Here is a 17,916-nt window from a genome sequence, read left to right as displayed (position 1 = left end):
CGGTCGAGGCCGGGACGGCTCAGTCGGGCCGCCTGACGGGGGCGCTGCTGCGACCCTCGCGGCGCCCGCTGAGCTCGGCGTCCAGGGTCTCCTGGGCCACGCGCATCGCCTTGGCGTACGTGGGCTCCTGCAACCGCGCCCACATCTCGGCCTCGGGGACGTCCTCCACACGGCTGACCACCCACCAGATGGTGCCGAACGGGTCCCTGACACGACCGCCCCGCTGCCCGAAGGCGTCGTTCGTCAGCGCGGTGACCACCTGAGCGCCCGCCGCCAGGGCCCGGGAGAACGCCTCGTCGGCGTCGGTGACGAACACGCGCAGCAGGCTCGGCATGACCGGCCAGTCCGCGCGGCGGTCGAAGGCCAGGACGACCGTGTCGCCGACCCGGATCTCACCATGCCCGACCAGCCCGTCCTCGGTCACCACCCGTGCGAGCTCCTCACCTTCGAACGCCTGGGCGACGAAGTCGAGAAAGGCACCCGTGTCGTCGGTGACGACCCAGGGGGCGACGCTGGTGTAGCCCTTGGGGGCGGCGGTCTTCTGCTGGGGCATTGCGGTCCTTTCGCCGGGAGCGGCTCGGAGACCGACGCTAGGCCCCGTATAGGTCGGTTCCTGTCCTAGACGGTCGGCGACTCCTGGCCGGCCTCACGGGCAGGCGTCGGCAGTCGCCTCGACGTCTCCATGAGCGACCTGGTGAACGGATGGCGCGGCGCGGTGAGAACGCGACGGGCCGGGCCCTGTTCGACGAGTTCGCCGGCGTCCAGGACGGCGATGCGGTGGGCCAGGGCGGCGGTGTCGAGGTCGTGGGTGATCAGGACGAGGGACAGGTCGTCGCGGTCGTGCAGCAGGGCGGTGAGGAGGTCGAGGATGCCGCGGCGGGTGACGCCGTCGAGGCCGGAGGTGATCTCGTCGCAGACCAGTACGCGGGGGCGGGCCAGCAGGGCGCGGGCGAGGGCGGCCCGCTGGAGTTCGCCGCCGGAGAGCAGCCCGGGGCGCCGACGGATGAGATCCTCGCCCAGACCGAGCCCGGCCAGCGTGGTCAGGGCCTCCTGTTCCGCGGCGGCGGGGTCGCAGCCGCGCAGCCGGACCGCGGTGCGGGCGACCTGGTGCAGGACCGGACGGTGTTCGTCGAAGGCCGCACGCGGGTCCTGGAAGACGTACTGCACGGCCGCCAGTTGCGCGCGGCTGCGAACACGCAGGCTGCGCGGCAAGGGGGTGCCCTCCAGGAGGATCTCGCCGTCGTGGTCGCGGTGGAGCCCGGCCAGGCAGCGGGCGAGGGTGGTCTTGCCGCTGCCGGAACGGCCGATGACGGCCAGGCATTCGCCCGTGCGTAGGTCGAGTTCGGGCATCAGCAGCACCTCGGCGTCGCGATGGCGGGCGGTGAGGCCGTGGATCTCCAGAACGGGCCGTCCGCCCGCACCTTCAGGTGCCCTGAACTCCGGCTGCTCGCTCAGGAGTTCGCGCGTCCATGGATGCCGTGGTGCGAGCAGGACGCGCTCCGGTGGACCCGACTCGACGACGCGTCCCGCCCGCATGACGATCACCTCGTCGGCGAGGGCGCGCACGACGTCCAGGTCATGGCTGAGCAGGACGACCGCGATGCCGCGTGCCGCGACGGAGGCCAACTGCTCGACGACACGGCTCTTGGTGAGCGCGTCCTGACCGGTGGTCGGCTCGTCGGCGACGACGATCCGGGCACCCAGCAGCAGAGCCTGCGCGAGGACGACGCGCTGCTGCTGGCCACCCGAGAGTTGATGCGGGTAACGCTTCAACACGACTTCAGCGCACGGGAGTTGAGCCTCGGCGAGGGCGCGCAGAACCCTTTCGCGAGCCGCCGCCCGGCGCTGTGGGCGCGGCAGATGACTCACCTGTGCGCGGGCGATGTCGGTGAGGAGCGCGGAGACCCGACGGGCGGGGTTGAGAACGGCTGCGGGGTGCTGCGGGACGTATCCCACCGGACCGCCACTCACAGGTCCGCCGCCCAACGCTCCGGTGCCCGTCGCCCGGCGTACGTCACCGGTGACGTGGGCGCCGCGCGGGAACTCGCCGAGCAGGGCCAGCCCCGTGGTGGTCTTGCCGCTGCCGGACGCGCCGACCAGGGCGACGACCTTGCCGGGCAGGGCCCGGAGCGTCACTCCGTCGACGATCGCCCGTCCGTCGACCTCGACCCGTAGATCCCGTAGCTCGGCCAGGGGTTCGCCGGCCCCGTTCACTTGAACGTCCGTGTGTTTCACGCGCGTGCTTCACTTCCTGCCCGGCGACGGGTCCGGCCGCGCCGCGGACGGCCCCGGTCGCCCCCGAGCGCGGCGTCGAAAAGGAGGTTGGTGCCCGTCGTCAGGGCGACGATCAACAGGGCGGGTACGACGACGGCCCATGGCTGGACGAACAGACCCGTACGGTTGCGGTCGACCATCACCGCCCAATCGGCGGCGTCCGGAGCCACCCCCACACCGAGGAACGCCGCCGTCGCGACCAGATACAGCACGCCGGTCAGCCGTGTCCCGGCGTCGGTGGCCAGCGTGCGCAGCATGGACCGGCCGACATAGTCGACGGCCGTCCGCCACCAGGTCTCGCCCTGCATCCGCAGCGCCTCGACGGCGGGCCGGGCCGCGGCCTCCGCGGCGGCGGCCCGGACGAGACGGGCCGCATCGGGCACGTTGACCAGCGCGACCAGCAACGCCAGCCCGACGGCGCCCGGCGCGAACACGGTCGCCGCCAGCAGGATCAGCAGCAGCGAGGGCACGGCGAGCAACACATCCAGGGGACGCATCAACAGCTCCTCCAGCCAATGCCGTTGGGTGAGCGCGCCGAGCAGACCGACCGGGAGCGCGACGAGATACGACAACGCCGTGGCGGCCAGCGCGGTCAGCACCACCGGCCGGCCCCCGTGCAGCACCTGACGCCACACGTCCCGGCCCACGAAGTCGGTACCGAGCCAGTGACCCCCGCCGAGGGTGAACGACGGTGCCCGCGGCCCCGGTTCACCCGCGAACACCGGCCCCAGCAGGGCGATCACCAGGGGTACGGCGATAACCGCGATCCCGGACGCGAAGCGCCCCGTACGCCACCTGCTCACGCGGCCACCCCCGCCCGGGGAGCCAGCCGCTGGGCCACCAGGTCCGCGCCGAGATTCAGCGCCACGGTCAGTACGCCGAACATGACGGCGAGCCCCTGGACCACCGGTACGTCGCGTTCGGCGACGGCGTTGAGCAGCACGGTGCCGAGTCCCGGGATCACGTACAGCGCCTCCACGACGATGACGCCGCACAGCAACCAGTCGACGGTGCGGGCGAGTTGCTGTACGGCGGGGGCGAGTGCGTTGGGCAGGGCATGGGTGTAGCGGATGCGGGTGCCGGAGATGCCGTAGCGGCGGGCCTGGGCCACGTACGGCGAGGCCAGCGCGTCGATCATGCCCGCCCGCACCAGCCGGGACAGCGAGCACACCGGACGTGACAGCAGCACCAGCACCGGCAGGACGAGCGCGGCGGGATGGCCGAGCAGATCGGTGCCGTATCCCACGGCGGTCGGCGGCAGCCAGGCCAACTGGAGCGCCAGGACGGTCACCAGCAGCACCCCGAGGGCGAACTCGGGTATCGCGTACACGGCGAGCGTCACCGAACTGATCAACCGGTCGGCCAGGCGCCCCTCATGGCGGGCGGCGAGCACCCCGAGGCCGAAGCCGAGGGGGATGAGCAGCACCAGAGTGAGCGTGGCCAGCAGGAGCGTCGGCCCGAACCCCTCGGCGATGTACTGGCCGACCGGGCGGCCGGAGACCAGCGAGGTGCCGAGATCGCCGTGGAGCAGCCCTGTCGCCCAGTCGGCCAGCCGCTCGTGCGCGGGCTCGTCGAGACGCATGGCCTCGCGGATGGCGGCGATCCGGGCCGGGTCGGGCTGGTCACCGGCCAGGGCGACCGCGGCGTCGCCCGGCAGCGCCTCGGTGAGCGCGAAGACCAGCAGCACCACGGCCACGGTCTGCACGGCACCGAGAAGCAGCCGCCGGGCGACGAAGGAACGCAGTCCGTTCACGCCAGCCAGACCTTGTCGAACCGCGCCCAGTCGAGTGTGTTGGCGGGTGCCTTGGCCTCGACTCCCCGTACAGTGCGGGCCGTTCCGAGGATCCAGTCGGCGAACCCCCAGATCAGGAAACCGCCCTCGGAGTACAGGCGGCGCTGCATCCGGTCGTAGACGGCGGCCCGGGCGGTCTCGTCGCGGGTGGACTGGGCCTGCGCGTAGAGCGCGTCGAAGTCCTTGTGCCGCCACTTGGTGGCGTTGGTGGTGGAGCCGGTGAGCAGCCGCTGGGAGATATGGGCCTCGATGGGGAGGGCGCCCGAGCGGTAGCAGCACAGGGTGCCGTTGTTGAGGATGTCGGCCCAGTAGGAGTCCTTGCTGCCCATCTTCACGTCGACGGTGACCCCGGCCTTGGCCGCCTGGTCGCGGAAGATGCTCGCGGCCTCGGTGAACCCGGCGGCGACGGCCGAGGTGTCCAGGGTGACCTTGAGGTTCTCGGCGCCGGCCCGCTTGAGCAGGGCACGGGCCTTGTCGAGGTCCTGCTCGCGTTGGGGGAGCGAGTCGTCGTAGTACTCGTACCCCTTGCCGAACAGGTCGTTGCCGACCGCCCCCGCCCCGGACAGGGCGCCGTCGACGAGTTCCTTGCGGTCGGCGATGAGGAAGAACGCCTGCCGCACCCGCGCGTCGTCGAAGGGAGGCCGGTCCGTCTTCATGCAGAACGCCTGCATCGCACTGTTGCGCAGCCGCACGATCTCGATCTGCCCGCTGCCCTCATGGGCGCGGGCGGTCGTCGGGTTGAGCTCGTGCGCGTACTCGACCTGTCCGCCGAGGAGCGCGTTGACGCGGGCGGACTCTTCGTTGGCGACCACGAACTCGACCTCGTCGAGGTGCGGGGCGCCCTCCCAGTAGTCGTCGTACCGGCGGAAGACGGCCGAACGGCCGGGGGCGAAGGAGACGAACCGGAAGGGGCCGGAGCCGATCGGGTTCTTGTCGAAGTCGGTGGCCTTCTCCGGGACGATGTACGCCCCGAACGCGGCCAGCACGTTGGGGAATTCGGCCGTGGGCCGCTTGAGCACGAACTCGATCGACCGCTGCCCGGTCGCCCGGCTGGCGTCGAGGTCGATGGGCTCCAGGGAGGCCTTGGCGCGGAACGCCTGGTCCGGGTCGGCGATACGGCGGTAGCTGTACAGGACGTCGGCGGCGGTGACCGGCCGGCCGTCGTGGAAGGTGGCCTGACGCAGGGTCACCTGCCAGCGGTCCAGGGTCTTGTTCGTCTCCCATTTCTCGGCGAGCCGGGGCTGCGCGGACAAGTCCGGGCCGTAGTCGGCGAGTTTGTCGTAGAGGGCCTTGGCCCGGGCCGCGTCGGCGAAGAGGTTGGCCAGGTGCGGATCGAGGGTCTCGCTCGCACCGCCGCCCGCGAACGCGGCCCGCAGCCGCCCACCGCTCTTCGGAGCGCCGCCGCTCTTGGGGTCGCTGTCGTCGGTGCCGCACCCGGCGAGGGCGAGCGCGCCCAGCGAGGTGGCGGCGAGGAAACCGCGTCGGCGCAGGGCGGGATGGCGTTCGTCGTACATGGAGGTCCTTGAAGGGTGAGGTCAGAGGGTGGAGTTGAGGCGGGCGACGACATGCAGTCGGTCGGCGTCCGCCGTGTCGCCGGGCAACCGGCCTGCCTGCCACGGTGGTTCGGTGCGCGGGCCGGGGCCGTCGTGGAGTTCGAGCACCTCGAAGCCGTGCGTGGTCAGCAGCTGCCGTAGCTCCTGCGGGAACAGCAGCCGCCACGCGGAGTGCTGCTCGACCGGCTCCGAGCCGTCGTCGGTCGTCCAGACGCGGGTGCGGCACAGGAGTTGGGCTGTGCGGTCCACGGTGAGCGTGGTCGTGGAGCGGTGGACGGTGCCCTGCCAGGTGAAGGAGTCGACGGTGGGTGTGTCCAGGAGGTCGGTGCGGCCGAGGAAGTACGCGCCGTTGCGCATCTCCGCGACCAGCAGCCCACCGGCCGACAGGGCACGGCGGCAGGACGTCAGGAACGCGTCCAGCTGGGCGTTGGTGTGGCAGTACAGCAGCGCGCTGTCCAGGCACACGACGGCGTCGAACACCCCGATGTCGAACCCGTGCAGGTCGGCGTGGACGTACTCGGGTCCGGGATGGTGGACGCGGGCGTGGGCGAGCATCGCCTCGGAGACGTCGGCACCCGTGACCGTGCGGCCCACGCCATGCAGATGGGCGGCGTCGCGGCCGGTGCCGCAGCCCATGTCGAGGACGCGCGGTCCGGCACCGTGCCGGCGCAGGCAGTCCTGCGCCCAGCGCCCGGCCAGCCGGTCGGGGTCGGGGAAGCGGACCTCGTACAGCTCGGGGTTGTCGGTGAGGAGATTGCGCCGAAGAGCCATCCGGGTGCCTCCTCAAGCCGTCGCCGGTACGGGTACGGCGGGCTTCGGCGGCGTCGGGAGCGTGCCCGCCCGGTGCAGCCAGGCCACGCCCAGCGCCGAGGCCAGCCCGAAGAGCGCGCAGCAGGCCCACGGCAGCCAGTCGGCGTCGCCGCGCTCCCCGGCGTCCATGGCCCAGCCGACGACTGTGTTGCCTACGGCGGCGGCGATGCCGGACACCACGTAGAAGACGCCGAAGTAGGTGCCGGTCAGCTCGCTGCGGCCGAAGCCGGGGATCAGCTCCATGACGAACGGCTGGGCGACCATCACCCCGAGGTAGAGCAGCAGGGCGCCGGCGAGGACGGGCAGCGCGCGCAGCACGGGGTGGCCGGAGGAGCCCACGGCCAGGGCGGGCGGCAGGAAGGCCACCGCCATCAGGCCGAGGCCGGTGGCGATCCAACGCGCCCTGTGACCCCGCCCCTTGAGGGCCCGGGTGATGCGCAGTTGCAGCGCCAGGTTGGTGAGCGTGCCGACCAGGAAGACGAGCCCCGCGGCACCGTCCCAGCCGGTGGCCCGCCGGGCGCCGTCGGGCAGCAGCAGATACAGCTGGTTCTCCAGGGTGAACATGCCGACCATGGCGAGCGCGAAGGCGAGGAAGCCCCGGTTGCCGAGCACCTCGCGCCAGTCGGCGAGCACCGTGCCCTTGCCGGGCTCGACCGTGCGGACCGGCAGCACCAGGGCCTGGGCGAGAGTGAGGACGGCGAATATCCCGGCGGCGGTGAGCGCGGACGTACGGAAGTCGACGAGCAGCAGGGCGCTGCCCAGCAGCGGGCCGATCAGGGCGCCGGTCGTGGCGAACACGTTGAACAGGGCGAACGCCTCCGCCTTGCGCTCGTCGGCCTCCTGGGCGATGTAGGTGCGCACGGCGGGGTTGAACAAGGCCCCCGCCAGCCCGCTGAGCACGGACGCGGCGAGCAGTACGGCCAGGTCGTCGCCGAGCGCGAACAGCGCGAACCCCAGGGTCCGCAGCGCGCATCCGGCGATGATGACGCCGCGCGCGCCGAGCCGGTCGGCGGCCGAGCCGCCGATGATGAACAGGCCCTGCTGGCTGAGGTTGCGCACCCCGAGGACGATCCCGACGACGGCCGCCGACATGCCCAGATGGTCGGTGAGATGGGTGGCGAGGTAGGGGATGAGGAGATAGAAGCCGGTGTTGACACCGAGCTGGTTGACCAGCAGGAGCTGGACGGCGAGCGGAAAGCCACGTATCTCACGCCACGTCCTCATACGCCCCCACCTCCACAACTCCCAGACCGGGCAGGTCATTTGCGCGTACGACGCCGTCCGCGCCGCCGATGCCGGTCCACGGGTCGTGGGCGAGCAGCAGATGTCCGTCGAGGTCGGTCCAGCGGGCCCGGTCGGCCAGGTGCACGGCGGGCGCGAGACCGAGGCTGCTGGCGGTGAGACAGCCCAGCATCAGCTCCGTGCCACTGCCGTCGAGCGACGCGGCGATCCGCAGGGCCGCGCGCACTCCGCCGCACTTGGCGAGCTTGACGTTGATGCCCTGGACGCGTCCGGTGAGGCGGCGTACGTCCTCCAGGTCCACCGCGTCCTCGTCGGCGATGACCGGCAGGGGTGAGCGTTCCGCCAGCGCGCCCAGCGCCTCCGGGGTGCCGGGCGCGAGCGGCTGCTCGACGGCTTCCACGCCCAGCTCGGCGAACCGCGGGAGCAGCGCCTCGGCCTGGGCCGGCGTCCAGGCGCCATTGGGGTCGAGGAGCAGTCGGGCGCCGGGAGCGACGTCGCGGATGACGCGGACGCGCTCCACGTCGTCCTCCGGGTCGACGGTTCCCGCCTTGACCTTGATGACCTCGAAGCCGCTCGCCGCGAGCCGTCGCGCCTGCGCCGCCGCGTCGGACGGCGAGGTGATGCCGATGGTGCGGGCGGTGGCGGCGACCGGCGGTTCCGCCGTGCCGAGCAGCCGGTGGACGGGGACCCCGGCCCGCTTGCCGACGAGGTCGAACAGGGCCGCCTCGACGGCGGCGGTCACGGCCGGGGGAGTGCCTGCGGTGGTCAACTCCGATGCGTACAGGGCGGTTTCGGGGTCGGGGAAGCGCGCGAGGGCCGTACCGGCGGCGGCCAGCAGTCGTACGAGGGTGTCGGTGTCGAGTCCGTAGTAGACGCTGGTGACGGCCTCGCCGTGGCCGGTGGCGCCGTCGTGCTCGACGGTCAGCCACACGGCGTCGCGGGCGGACATGGTGGAGCGGGAGATGCGCAGCGGCTCGGCGAGTGCGAGGCGTACGGTGCGCAGGCTGGCCTTCACGGGGTCCTTTCCAGGAGCAGAGGGTCGGCGACGCGGGTGCAGCGCACCCAGCCGGTGGCCTCGGCGGCGCGGGGGTGCGGGATCTCGACGGGGCGGGTGGCGGCCGTGGCCGGGTCGAGGCCGTGGGCGGCGGCGAAGTCGTCGTCGTAGACGGTGCCGAGGTAGCGGTGCGGGCCGTCGGGGAAGACCGTGGCGACGACCGCGCCGGGGTGGACTCGGGCGGCCCAGGCCGCGACGCGGGCGGCGGCGCCGGTGCTCCAGCCACCGCTGACGAAACTGCCCCGGGCAAGGCGACGGCAGGTGTCCACGGCCTCGGCGGGGCCGACCCAGTGGACCTCGTCGAAGGCGTCGTAGGCGACGTTGCGCGGATGGATGCTGCTGCCCAGCCCGCGCATCAGCCGGGGCCGGGCGGGCTGGCCGAAGATGGTGGACCCGGTCGAGTCGACGCCGATCAGGCGCAGCGCGGGCCAGCGTCGGCGCAGCGGGACGATGAGGCCGGCGCTGTGGCCGCCCGTGCCGACGCTGCACACCAGGATGTCCAGATGGTCCAGCCGGTCGACGATCTCGGCGGCCAGGGAGGCGTAACCGGCGCTGTTGTCGGGGTTGTTGTACTGATCCGGCCAGTACGCGCCGGGCAGTACCGCCAGCAGTTCCCGCAACCGGTCCAGCCGCGCCGCCTGCCAGCCGCCCACGGGGGCCGGGCGGTCCACGATCTCCAGCCGGACGCCGTGGGAGCGCAGCAACTGCCGCATGGAAGGCTCCAGTTCACTGTCTCCGACCAGCACGACGGGATGCCCGAGGGCCTGGCCCGCGAAGGCGAGCCCGATGCCGAGCGTCCCTGACGTCGACTCCACCACCGGTGCGCCCGGCCGTAGTTGGCCGCGCTCCCGGGCGCCCAGCAGCATCGACACGGCGGCCCGAGCCTTCATGCCGCCCGCCGCGAGCCCTTCGAGCTTGGCCCAGAACCCGGGGTGCGGGCCGGGCAGTTCGGCGGTGACACGGAGCAGGGGGGTGCGGCCGAGGAGGCCGAGCAGTTCCGGGCGGGCGACGGGGAGGACAGCGGCGGTGGTCATCGCCCGCCCTCCGGACGGTCGCCGCGACACGCAGCGCCTGGGCCGACGCCGTAGCGGTGGACGACACCCGCACCGCCGTCGAGCCAGAAGAAGGGGTACGGCTCGGCGCACACCGCGCTCACTCCGTGGCCGAGGAAGCGCGGCAGCACGGCACTGCCGGTCTGCGCGAACGCGACCAGCTGCTTGCCGTACGTCCGCGCGTGTTCCCGCAGCGGATCGAAGGTGCCGTTGCCGAGTGTCATCCCCGACACCAGCAGCGCGTCGCAGCGGCCCGCCTCGGCGAGCGCGTCGGTGACGACCCCCTCGCCCCACTCGGTCAGCCCGCCCTTGAGGTCACAGGGCACGTAACCGAGCCCCCGTGAACGCAGCGCCTCCAACAGGGAGTTGACGACCCCCACCACCAGCACGGTGGCGCCCGCCGGCAGATCGAGCAGACCGACCACGGCCGCCGCCCGGGCGCGGGACTTGTCGAGCGAGGTGCCGGCGGGCAGCGCGGTGGGGCGCGCCCCGTGTTCCGGCGTGTGCGGGGCGACGTGCATCAGATAGGCGTCCAGCGCGGCCACGCGCACCGGAAGCGAGGGATGCTCCAGCAGTCGGGCCACGTCGGCGCCCACGCACTCCTCCATGGCCTCGTCGGGCAGGGTGCCGGGCTCGACCGCGCAGGAGCCGACGGCTCCGCCCAGGCGCAGGCTCAACACCTCGTTGCGATAGCCGCTGCCGCGCCCGTCGTGCCGTACGGCCTGTCGCGTGGTGAAGGCCACGGTGATGCGCTGTGCGGCCGGGTCCGGGCCCAGCTCACCTGCGCGGACGCGGGTGAGGAGGTCGTCGAAACTCAAGGTGCCGGTGACGGCGGTCATCGGATCACCAGCCCGGACCGCAGCTCGCCGAGCAGGGCCTCGACCCGCTCGCGGGCGCCCAGTCCCGTGGCATCGGCCGCCATGACGTGCCCGAGGTACTCGTTGTTGCTGCCCGCCGCGGTGACCGGCCGGCCCGGATCGGCGAGTTGTAGCTCCAACACGCCTGGGGCATCGCGGAGTTCGTCCCCGCCGAGGGCTTCGAGTGTGCCCGCGGCCTCCGGCACCAGGAAGCCGATGGCCGCGCTGCGCAGCCCGGTGTCGCCGCCCCGCAGGTCGGGTGCGTGGCCGAGGGAGACGTCGACGAAGGCCGCGGCCAGGTCGATGCTGGTGACATGGCGGACCAGTTCGGTGATGCGGTTCCCGGCCGGGCGGGGATTGACCTCGACCACGCGGGGACCGGCGGAGGTCAGCTTGATCTCGGTGTGGGCCACGACCCCGTCGGTGAGGCCGAGGGCCTTGAGCGCGGCGAGGGCGGTGTGCTCGGCGGCCTCGGTGTCGGCGGCCGACAGGGCGGCCGGGAACATGTGCCCGGTCTCGATGAACGCGGGCGCCCCGGCGATGCTCTTGTCGGTCACGCCCACCACGTGCACCGCCCCGGCGTACGACACGGTCTCGACGCTCACCTCGGGGCCGTCCAGCAGCTCCTCCACCTGGACCGCGGGGTCCCGGCGCTGGCCACGGGCGTTGACCGGGAAGTCGGCCAACGCGCGCACCGCGGTGGCGAGTTGCTCCTCGTCGTCCACGCGTCGCACATACATGCCCGCGCACAGGTCGACCGGCTTGACCACCAGCGGATAGCCGATCTCCCGTGCCGCGCGGGCGAGATCGGCCCACTCCTCGTGCACGGCGAAACGTGGTCCGGGCACCCCCGCGTCGGCGAGGACCCGGCGGGTGGCGTCCTTGCGGCAGGCGTTCTCGACCGCCTCCGGACCGGGGCCCGCCAGGCCCAGACGTCCGGCGATCCGCGCCACCGCCGGCAGGTAGTAGTCGCAGGAGGTGAGCACCCCGTCGAAGCGCAGCACCGCGTGCAGCCGCTCGATCTCGGGCAGCAGGGTGTCCAAGTCGTTCGTGTCGGCGGTGATGACGTTCCGCGCGCCGAGCAGCGGATGAGCGGTGCCCTCGGGCGCCGAGCGGAGGTAGTGGTGCAGATCGCGGGTGAGGAACGTGAACTCGTGCCCACCCTCCCGGATGGCCCTCGGCAGAAGTCTGCTCATCGACCCGACCCAGCTCTCGACCATCAGCAGATGAGCCACAACTCCCCTTTTCGTGCAGTGAGTTCAGGATTCAGGGCAGCCCGGAGAAGCCCTCGGGCGGGAGGGGCCGGACCTTGCGCCCAGACAAGCTATCGATAATCATTTTCATTTACCAGTCCCTTACTGCCGTCCCTCACCGCCACTGCCCTCGCTTACCGCCCTCTGCCCGGAGCGACCCTTGTCTCGTCGTACCGCCCTGCTGTCCGTGCTCACGGCCGCAGCCGCCGCCCTGCCCGCCGCCCCTGCCCACGCCACACCCCCGCCCGCACCCGCCCTCCACTTCGGCGCCTGCCCCGACACGGTCCCGCAGCCCGCCGCCCCCGACCGCGTCGAATGCGCCCGCCTCGGCGTCCCGCTGGACTGGGCGCACCCCGACGGCCGACGCATCGAGGTGGCCGTCTCCCGCGTCCCCGCCTCCGGCACCCCGGCCGAACACCGCGGCGCCCTGCTGGTCAACCCCGGCGGCCCGGGCGGCTCCGGACTGCCCTACGCGGTCACCAAGCGCGCCAAACTCCCCGAGAGCGTGCGGCGCGCCTACGACGTCATGGGCTTCGACCCGCGCGGCGTCGGACAGAGCGCTCCGGTGGACTGCGGCCCGATGGGCGGCCTCTTCGACAGCCCCGGAGCCGACCCCGTCCCCGTCGGACCGACGGCGGAACAGGCCTACCTCGCCTCCCTGAGCCGCATGGCCGACGACTGCGCGGCGCGCGAGGGCGACGTGCTGCCGTACTTCTCGACGGAGCAGATCGCGCAGGACATGGACGCGATACGCGCCGCGCTCGGCGAACCGCGGACCGACTTCCTCGGCATCTCCTACGGCAGCTACCTCGGCGCCGCCTATGCCGCCCGCTTCCCGCAGCGCACCGGCCGGATGGTCCTCGACAGTGTCGTCGGCCCCTGGGACTGGTACGACTTCGATGTCGTCCAGAGCCGGGCGCTGCTGCGTCAGCGCGACACGTTCTTCGTCTGGACCGCCGCCCACGCGGACCGCTTCGTCCTCGGCGACAGCGCACAGGCCGTCCGCCGCGCGTATCTGCGCGTCCGCGACGGCCTCACCGCCCGCCCGGTCGCCGGCTTCGGTCCCGCCGAGTTCGACCGTGCCGTCTACCGGGCCCTGGGACGCACCGAACGCTGGACGGGCCTCGCCGAGGGCCTCCGCGCCTACCTGCGGGACGGCATGGTGGATGCCCTCCGTCCCGTCACCGCCTTCGACAGCCCCGACTCACGCACCTACGAATCCGCCAACCGCCTCACCAAATGCGCCGACGGCCCCGGACCCACCCCGCGGCGCGTCCTCGCCGACATCCGCCGCACCCGAAACCTCGACCCCCAGCCCGTACTGACCGGCATGGAGGCCTCCACCTGCGCCTACTGGACCCACCGCCCGGCCCACCGCACCCCGCTCGGCAGCCCAGCCGCCCCGCCCCTTCTCCTGATCGCCTCCGCCCACGACCCCGTCACCCCCATCGAGGGAGCCCATCAGTTGCGCCGCCTCCTGCCCGGCTCCAGGCTGATCACCCTCGACCACGACTATTCGCACGGCGTCTTCGCCAGTCGCGGCAACGCCTGCGTGGACCGGACCGCCGCCGCCTACCTCGTCGACGGAACGGTTCCGGCGGCGGACGTACGCTGCGTCGGTCCCGGGCTGCCCCAGGTGGGTCGCACGGTGAGTTGATCTGTAGCCGCCCCTGTGACGCACATGTCACCGGGCCCGTGCTGTCTCACGGGCCCGGTGACACGGCGTGCTGCGATCAGTGCCGGAACTCGCCTACGACACGCCCCAGTTCGATCCGGTCGATGTTCGGCGCCCAGCCGGTCGGGTTGCCGAACGTCACCGTGTTGGCGCCCTTCCTGAGGTCGACCGGGACGCCGAGCGTCCAGTAGTCGTCCCAGCTCCAGGTGTTCTTGAAGGTGGCCCGGGTCGGGGTGCCGGACCCCACGGTGATGTCCGCCGTACGGGACATGATGTCCGTGTTGTAGGCGTGCCCGTTGTCGCGCCGCTCGTTGTGCGCGTACTGGATGACCAGGAGATAGCGGCCGGACCTGGGCGCGTTCACCGTGAACTCGGCTGTGCTGGACGGGCTGTTGCCCAGCGAGCCGATGTAGGAGCCGCCGGAGGCGTGCGCGGAGTCGACCAGTTCGGCGCCGCCCGAGAGGAGGGCCGAAGAGGCCTCGTAGGTGAGTGCGCCGGCCGTCGAGCCGTCGCCCGAGACGTCCAGGGAACGGACGGAGGCGTGCTTCGCGGTCAGCGTGACGCGGTTGTTCCCGGCCACCAGATACAGCCGTAGGGGCTTGCCGGGCACGGCCGTCACCGTCTCCCCGTGCAGCCGCAACTTCACCGGCGCGGAGGCACGCGGGAGGACCGTGAAGTAGCCGTCGCGCGGAGCGTAGACGTCGAAGACCGCCTTGTCGGCGGTGCGCAGGACGAGGGCGCCCGTGCCGACGCCGGACGACGAGGAGTAGTCGTACGACGGCCTGCCGCTGATGTCGGCGAGGGTGGCCTCGTACGACGCGGAGGCCTCGCCGGTACGGGCCGTCAGGTGGATGCGGTCGAGTGTGACCTCGGCGTCGCCCTTGGCGAGGGTCAGCACGTGCGAGCCCGCCGTGAGCCGGATGCCGACGTCCTTCCTGGCGCGGTAGGTCCAGTTCTCCGTGGAGGGGTACGGGACCGTGACCGGGTCGGCGCCGTCGACCGACAGCTCCTGTGTGGCCGGGCCGCCGGACTGGTTGCCGTAGAGGATGGACAGGCCGTACGTGCCGTCCGCCGGGACCGACACCGTGAAGTCCACCTTGCTGGTGGGCTGGTTGAGGGAGCCGACGTCCTTGGTGCCGGAGGCCGCGTAGCCGTTGGCGTTGCTCACGGTGCCCTGCGTGTAGATCTGCCCGGCGGTGATCGCAGCGTCCTCGGCCTCGTACGACGCCGACCACGGGACGGCGGCGGGGGAGGGGGTGCCCGAGCCGGCGGGGGTGAGGACGATCCGGTACGCCGACATCTTGTGCAGGCCGCGCAGCGGCACGGTCACCGTGCCGTCGTCCGCCACCTTGAGCTTGGTGCGGGTGAGCACCTGCGGTGCGGCGTGCTGCCCTTCGTACCCGGACCAGGCCGCCTCGGCGACGGTCGCGGTGACCGTGCGGCCGAAGACGGAGCGGGGGACGTTGCGCACCACGACGTCGGAGTCACCGGCCGAACCGCCCAGCAGGACCTGGGCCTGGCGGCGGGAGGTGTCCAGGGAGGCGAGGCCCTGGAGGGTGTCGATGGTGTTCGGCTGCGGCGGGGTCACCTTCACCGTGTCGCCGGTCAGCCCGGCGTACCAACGGAAGAACCACCAGCCGCCGTTGGGGATGTTGGATTGCACCACCTGGCCGCTGAGATTGCCGGCGGCGTCCCAGTACGCCATGTTGGCGTACACCTTGTTCCTCTCGAACATCGAGACCCACTGCACGAGCTGCCCCGGCACGGACAGGTCCCGGCGGTTGGCGTACTCATCGATATTGATCTTGAGCGGGCCGATGCCCAACTCACGCTCAAGGGCACGGTAGTTGTCGTAGTGACCCTGGAAGTCGCGCAGCGAACCGGAGCTCAGCTCGTGCCAGGTCATGATCTGCGGCAGGACGTTCTCGCGCTGGGCGAAGGTGAGGAAGTCCCGCAGGAAGCGGGGGTAGTAGCCGGTCTCGTTGGGGCCCGCGATCACCGCGTCCGGGTCGATGGCACGGATGCGGTGGTAGACCGTCTTCCAGTGCTTGAAGAAGCGGTCGCGTTCGACCTCGTACGCGGCCTGGTCCGTGAGGTTGAGCTTGTACCAGATGAAGTCCGGTTCGTTGAAGGGGATGTAGACGAACCGGTCGCTGTTGGGGTCGGCCGCGATCTCCTTGGTGATCTTGTCGACCTTGGGGAGGTAGTCGTCGATGCCGAGATCCTCGTACGGCCACTTGGCGTACATGTCCTGCATCATCACGTTGATCTCGCCGCCGCCGTTGCGGAAGAAGGCCTTGGAGACGGAGAGCGCGTCGCCGTTGGGGTGCTGGGCGCCGCCCTCCGGCTTCTGCGAGATGCTGGTGATCTTCAGGGGTTCCAGGGCGGCGTCGCTGGGGACGCCGTCGTCACCGAGGCCGTACAGGGCGCCGTTGGCGCCGAGCGTCACCGGGCCCTCGGAGTCGGCCAGGTCGACGGTGAGGCGCTGGGGGTCGGCTGCCGACGCGGAGCCCATCGTGGGGAGCAGGGCGGCGAGGGCAAGTGCGGCGGTCAGCAAGGCGGTTCGGGATCTCGTGCGGGTGGGGACGAGCACGCTGTCGGACCTCCGGTTATTTGACGGCTCCACTGGTGATTCCGGACACGATCTTTCGCTGGCCGACGAGGAACACGACGACCATCGGCAGGCTCATCACCACGACGTACGCGAAGACGAGATGCCAGTTGTCGAGATAGAGCTGGGCGCTGGCGACCTGGTAGAGGTTGAGCGGCAGGGTCGCCCGATCTCCGCCGCCGAGGACGAAGAAGGCGTAGAAGATGTCGCTCCAGGCATAGAGCATCACCATGATCGTCGCGGTGGCGATCACCGGCCTGAGCAGCGGCAGGACGATCCGCGCGAAGATCCGCCAGGGGGGTGCCCCGTCGATGCGGGCCGCCTCCTCCAGTTCCATGGGGATCGCGCGGATGAAACCGGTCATGAAGAAGATCGATGTCGACAGGTACATGCCGGTGTAGACGGCGATCATGCCGGGGCGGGTGTTGGCCAGGCCGAGCTGCCGCAGTTCCATCACGATGGTGATGACCGCGGGCGGCAGCAGCAGTCCGCTGATGCACAGGGCGTACGCCGCCGAGACGAGCCTGGACCTGTGGCGCGCGAAGACCCATGCGGCGCCCGCCCCGAGCACCAGCACGAGCAGCACCGAAGGCACCACGACCAGCAGGGAGTTGAGGAAACCGCGCAGCATCTCGCCCTCGCTGACGGCGTCCGCGTAGTTACGGGAAGGCTGCCAGTGCCGGGGCAGGTCCAGGTTGGGTCTGATCGCCTCGGTCTGCGGCTTGGCCGAGGTGACCGCGACCAGCCACAACGGCACGCCGACGGCGAGGCCGGCGAGCAGGAGGACGAGCGCCGGGCGGGCGTAACGCCACACCGGGGTCACAGGAGTTGCTCCCTTCGGCGCAGTCCGACGACCAGCGGGATCGCCACGGCCACCACGACCAGGAAGAGCACCAGACTCATCGCGGAGGCCTGGGCGTACAGGCCCTGCCCGAAGATCCGGAACATGTAGATGTTGAAGACCTCGGTGGAGGCGGCGGGCCCGCCGCCGGTTGTGGCCTGGACGATGTCGAAGGTGTTCATCGAACCGATCAGCGCCGTGGTCACGTTGAAGGTGACGGCCGGGGCGAGCATGGGCCAGCGCACCGACCAGAAGGTCCGCCACGGCCCGGCCCCGTCCATCCGCGCGGCCTCCAGCATGTCCCCGGGGATGCCCTTGAGCCCGGCGAGATAGATCAGCATCGACAGCCCCATCCACTTCCAGCCGTGGATGAGGGTGACCACGACCAGCGTCCAGGTCGTCGAGCCGAGCCACGGAACATCGCTTCCCAGCACGGAGTTGACGGCGCCGTCCTGGTCGAGGAGCGCCTGGAAGACGTAACCCGTCGCAAGGGCCGAGATGAGCACCGGCAGGAAGAAGGCCGCTCGGAAGAAGCGGTTGAAGCGGGTGTCGTCCTCCAGCAGCAGGGCGAGTGCGAGACCGAAGCCGTTCTGGAAGAACGCCGCGAGCGCCGCGTACAGCAGGGTCGTACGGATCGCCCGCAGCAGCGAGCCGTCGTCGGCGATGGTCCTGAGGTTGTCCAGGCCGGTGAAGGCGATGTCCGGGTGGTAGGAGGACCAGTCGGTGAACGGGTAGTAGAAGTTGAGCAGGTTGGGGACCAGGAAGAAGCCGGCGAAGACGACGATCGCCGGGAGGGCGAACCACCAGGGATGGTGCACCGCGGCCCGCGGCAACCGCCCCGGCTTCCTCGGTGTGCCCGACACCGGCGCGGGCTTCTTGGCGCGTACGACGGTATGAGTCAT

Annotated in this window: 15 protein-coding genes; 1 reads left to right on the top strand and 14 read right to left on the bottom strand. The window is 71.7% G+C overall.

Annotation, left to right across the window (positions count from 1 at the left end; all coding sequences use genetic code 11):
• Positions 1-19: 19 nt before the first annotated feature.
• The 11 genes from OG866_RS03275 to OG866_RS03225 form a co-directional block, all read right to left on the bottom strand.
• A complete protein-coding gene (locus OG866_RS03275) occupies positions 20-553 on the bottom strand; it encodes a VOC family protein (RefSeq protein WP_329331829.1) in 534 nt (177 codons plus the stop codon).
• Positions 554-618: 65 nt separating this feature from the next.
• On the bottom strand, positions 619-2,214 hold the full coding sequence (locus OG866_RS03270) for an ABC transporter ATP-binding protein (RefSeq protein WP_329331828.1): 1,596 nt from the start codon (positions 2,212-2,214) through the stop codon (positions 619-621).
• A 17-nt stretch (positions 2,215-2,231) separates the two neighbouring features.
• On the bottom strand, positions 2,232-3,077 hold the full coding sequence (locus OG866_RS03265; RefSeq protein ID WP_329331826.1) for an ABC transporter permease: 846 nt from the start codon (positions 3,075-3,077) through the stop codon (positions 2,232-2,234).
• Entirely contained in the window at positions 3,074-4,027 is a 954-nt protein-coding gene (locus OG866_RS03260) for an ABC transporter permease (RefSeq protein ID WP_329331825.1), read from the bottom strand. Before OG866_RS03260 ends, OG866_RS03265 begins: the two co-directional genes overlap by 4 nt.
• A complete protein-coding gene (locus OG866_RS03255) occupies positions 4,024-5,580 on the bottom strand; it encodes an ABC transporter substrate-binding protein (RefSeq protein ID WP_329331824.1) in 1,557 nt (518 codons plus the stop codon). Before OG866_RS03255 ends, OG866_RS03260 begins: the two co-directional genes overlap by 4 nt.
• A 21-nt stretch (positions 5,581-5,601) precedes the next feature.
• Positions 5,602-6,390, bottom strand: coding sequence for a class I SAM-dependent DNA methyltransferase (locus tag OG866_RS03250; RefSeq protein WP_329331823.1), 789 nt, complete (start codon positions 6,388-6,390; stop codon positions 5,602-5,604).
• 12 nt (positions 6,391-6,402) lie between these two features.
• Positions 6,403-7,653 (bottom strand): MFS transporter, encoded by a 1,251-nt coding sequence (locus OG866_RS03245; RefSeq protein ID WP_329331822.1) that lies wholly within the window; start codon positions 7,651-7,653, stop codon positions 6,403-6,405.
• On the bottom strand, positions 7,637-8,686 hold the full coding sequence (locus OG866_RS03240; protein WP_329331821.1) for a dipeptide epimerase: 1,050 nt from the start codon (positions 8,684-8,686) through the stop codon (positions 7,637-7,639). Before OG866_RS03240 ends, OG866_RS03245 begins: the two co-directional genes overlap by 17 nt.
• Positions 8,683-9,759 carry a PLP-dependent cysteine synthase family protein gene (locus tag OG866_RS03235; protein ID WP_329331820.1) on the bottom strand — a complete coding sequence of 359 codons (1,077 nt, stop codon included), beginning with the start codon at positions 9,757-9,759 and terminating at the stop codon, positions 8,683-8,685. The genes OG866_RS03240 and OG866_RS03235 overlap by 4 nt, the downstream gene beginning before the upstream one ends.
• The gene (locus OG866_RS03230) at positions 9,756-10,616 is read right to left on the bottom strand and encodes a Rossmann-like domain-containing protein (protein WP_329331819.1); all 861 of its coding nucleotides are present in this window, start codon (positions 10,614-10,616) and stop codon (positions 9,756-9,758) included. Before OG866_RS03230 ends, OG866_RS03235 begins: the two co-directional genes overlap by 4 nt.
• Positions 10,613-11,869 carry an ATP-grasp domain-containing protein gene (locus tag OG866_RS03225; RefSeq protein WP_329331818.1) on the bottom strand — a complete coding sequence of 419 codons (1,257 nt, stop codon included), beginning with the start codon at positions 11,867-11,869 and terminating at the stop codon, positions 10,613-10,615. The genes OG866_RS03230 and OG866_RS03225 overlap by 4 nt, the downstream gene beginning before the upstream one ends.
• A 178-nt stretch (positions 11,870-12,047) precedes the next feature.
• Between OG866_RS03225 and OG866_RS03220 the strand changes: the two genes are divergently transcribed.
• Positions 12,048-13,544 carry an alpha/beta fold hydrolase gene (locus OG866_RS03220; RefSeq protein ID WP_329331817.1) on the top strand — a complete coding sequence of 499 codons (1,497 nt, stop codon included), beginning with the start codon at positions 12,048-12,050 and terminating at the stop codon, positions 13,542-13,544.
• A gap of 76 nt (positions 13,545-13,620) precedes the next feature.
• Here OG866_RS03220 and OG866_RS03215 read toward each other — a convergent pair whose 3' ends face one another.
• From OG866_RS03215 to OG866_RS03205, 3 genes are all read right to left on the bottom strand, one after another.
• Complete coding sequence (locus tag OG866_RS03215) at positions 13,621-16,077, bottom strand: CBM35 domain-containing protein (RefSeq protein ID WP_329343898.1); 2,457 nt, start codon at positions 16,075-16,077, stop codon at positions 13,621-13,623.
• A 94-nt stretch (positions 16,078-16,171) separates the two neighbouring features.
• Positions 16,172-16,996, bottom strand: coding sequence for a carbohydrate ABC transporter permease (locus OG866_RS03210; protein WP_329331816.1), 825 nt, complete (start codon positions 16,994-16,996; stop codon positions 16,172-16,174).
• Positions 16,993-17,916, bottom strand: a complete 924-nt coding sequence (locus OG866_RS03205; protein WP_329331815.1) for a carbohydrate ABC transporter permease — start codon at positions 17,914-17,916, stop codon at positions 16,993-16,995. Before OG866_RS03205 ends, OG866_RS03210 begins: the two co-directional genes overlap by 4 nt.

The organism is Streptomyces sp. NBC_00663 (assembly GCF_036226885.1).
Classification (GTDB): domain Bacteria; phylum Actinomycetota; class Actinomycetes; order Streptomycetales; family Streptomycetaceae; genus Streptomyces.
The sequence above is the reverse complement of the archived record's forward strand: the minus strand, read 5'-3'. Positions and strand labels throughout refer to the sequence as shown.

Coding starts and splice junctions, on each gene's coding strand:
- OG866_RS03275 (WP_329331829.1), bottom strand. CDS start 553: ATGCCCCAGCAGAAGACCGCCGCCCCCAAGGGCTACACCAGCGTCGCC.
- OG866_RS03255 (WP_329331824.1), bottom strand. CDS start 5,580: ATGTACGACGAACGCCATCCCGCCCTGCGCCGACGCGGTTTCCTCGCC.
- OG866_RS03250 (WP_329331823.1), bottom strand. CDS start 6,390: ATGGCTCTTCGGCGCAATCTCCTCACCGACAACCCCGAGCTGTACGAG.
- OG866_RS03245 (WP_329331822.1), bottom strand. CDS start 7,653: ATGAGGACGTGGCGTGAGATACGTGGCTTTCCGCTCGCCGTCCAGCTC.
- OG866_RS03235 (WP_329331820.1), bottom strand. CDS start 9,759: ATGACCACCGCCGCTGTCCTCCCCGTCGCCCGCCCGGAACTGCTCGGC.
- OG866_RS03230 (WP_329331819.1), bottom strand. CDS start 10,616: ATGACCGCCGTCACCGGCACCTTGAGTTTCGACGACCTCCTCACCCGC.
- OG866_RS03215 (WP_329343898.1), bottom strand. CDS start 16,077: ATGGGCTCCGCGTCGGCAGCCGACCCCCAGCGCCTCACCGTCGACCTG.
- OG866_RS03205 (WP_329331815.1), bottom strand. CDS start 17,916: ATGACTCATACCGTCGTACGCGCCAAGAAGCCCGCGCCGGTGTCGGGC.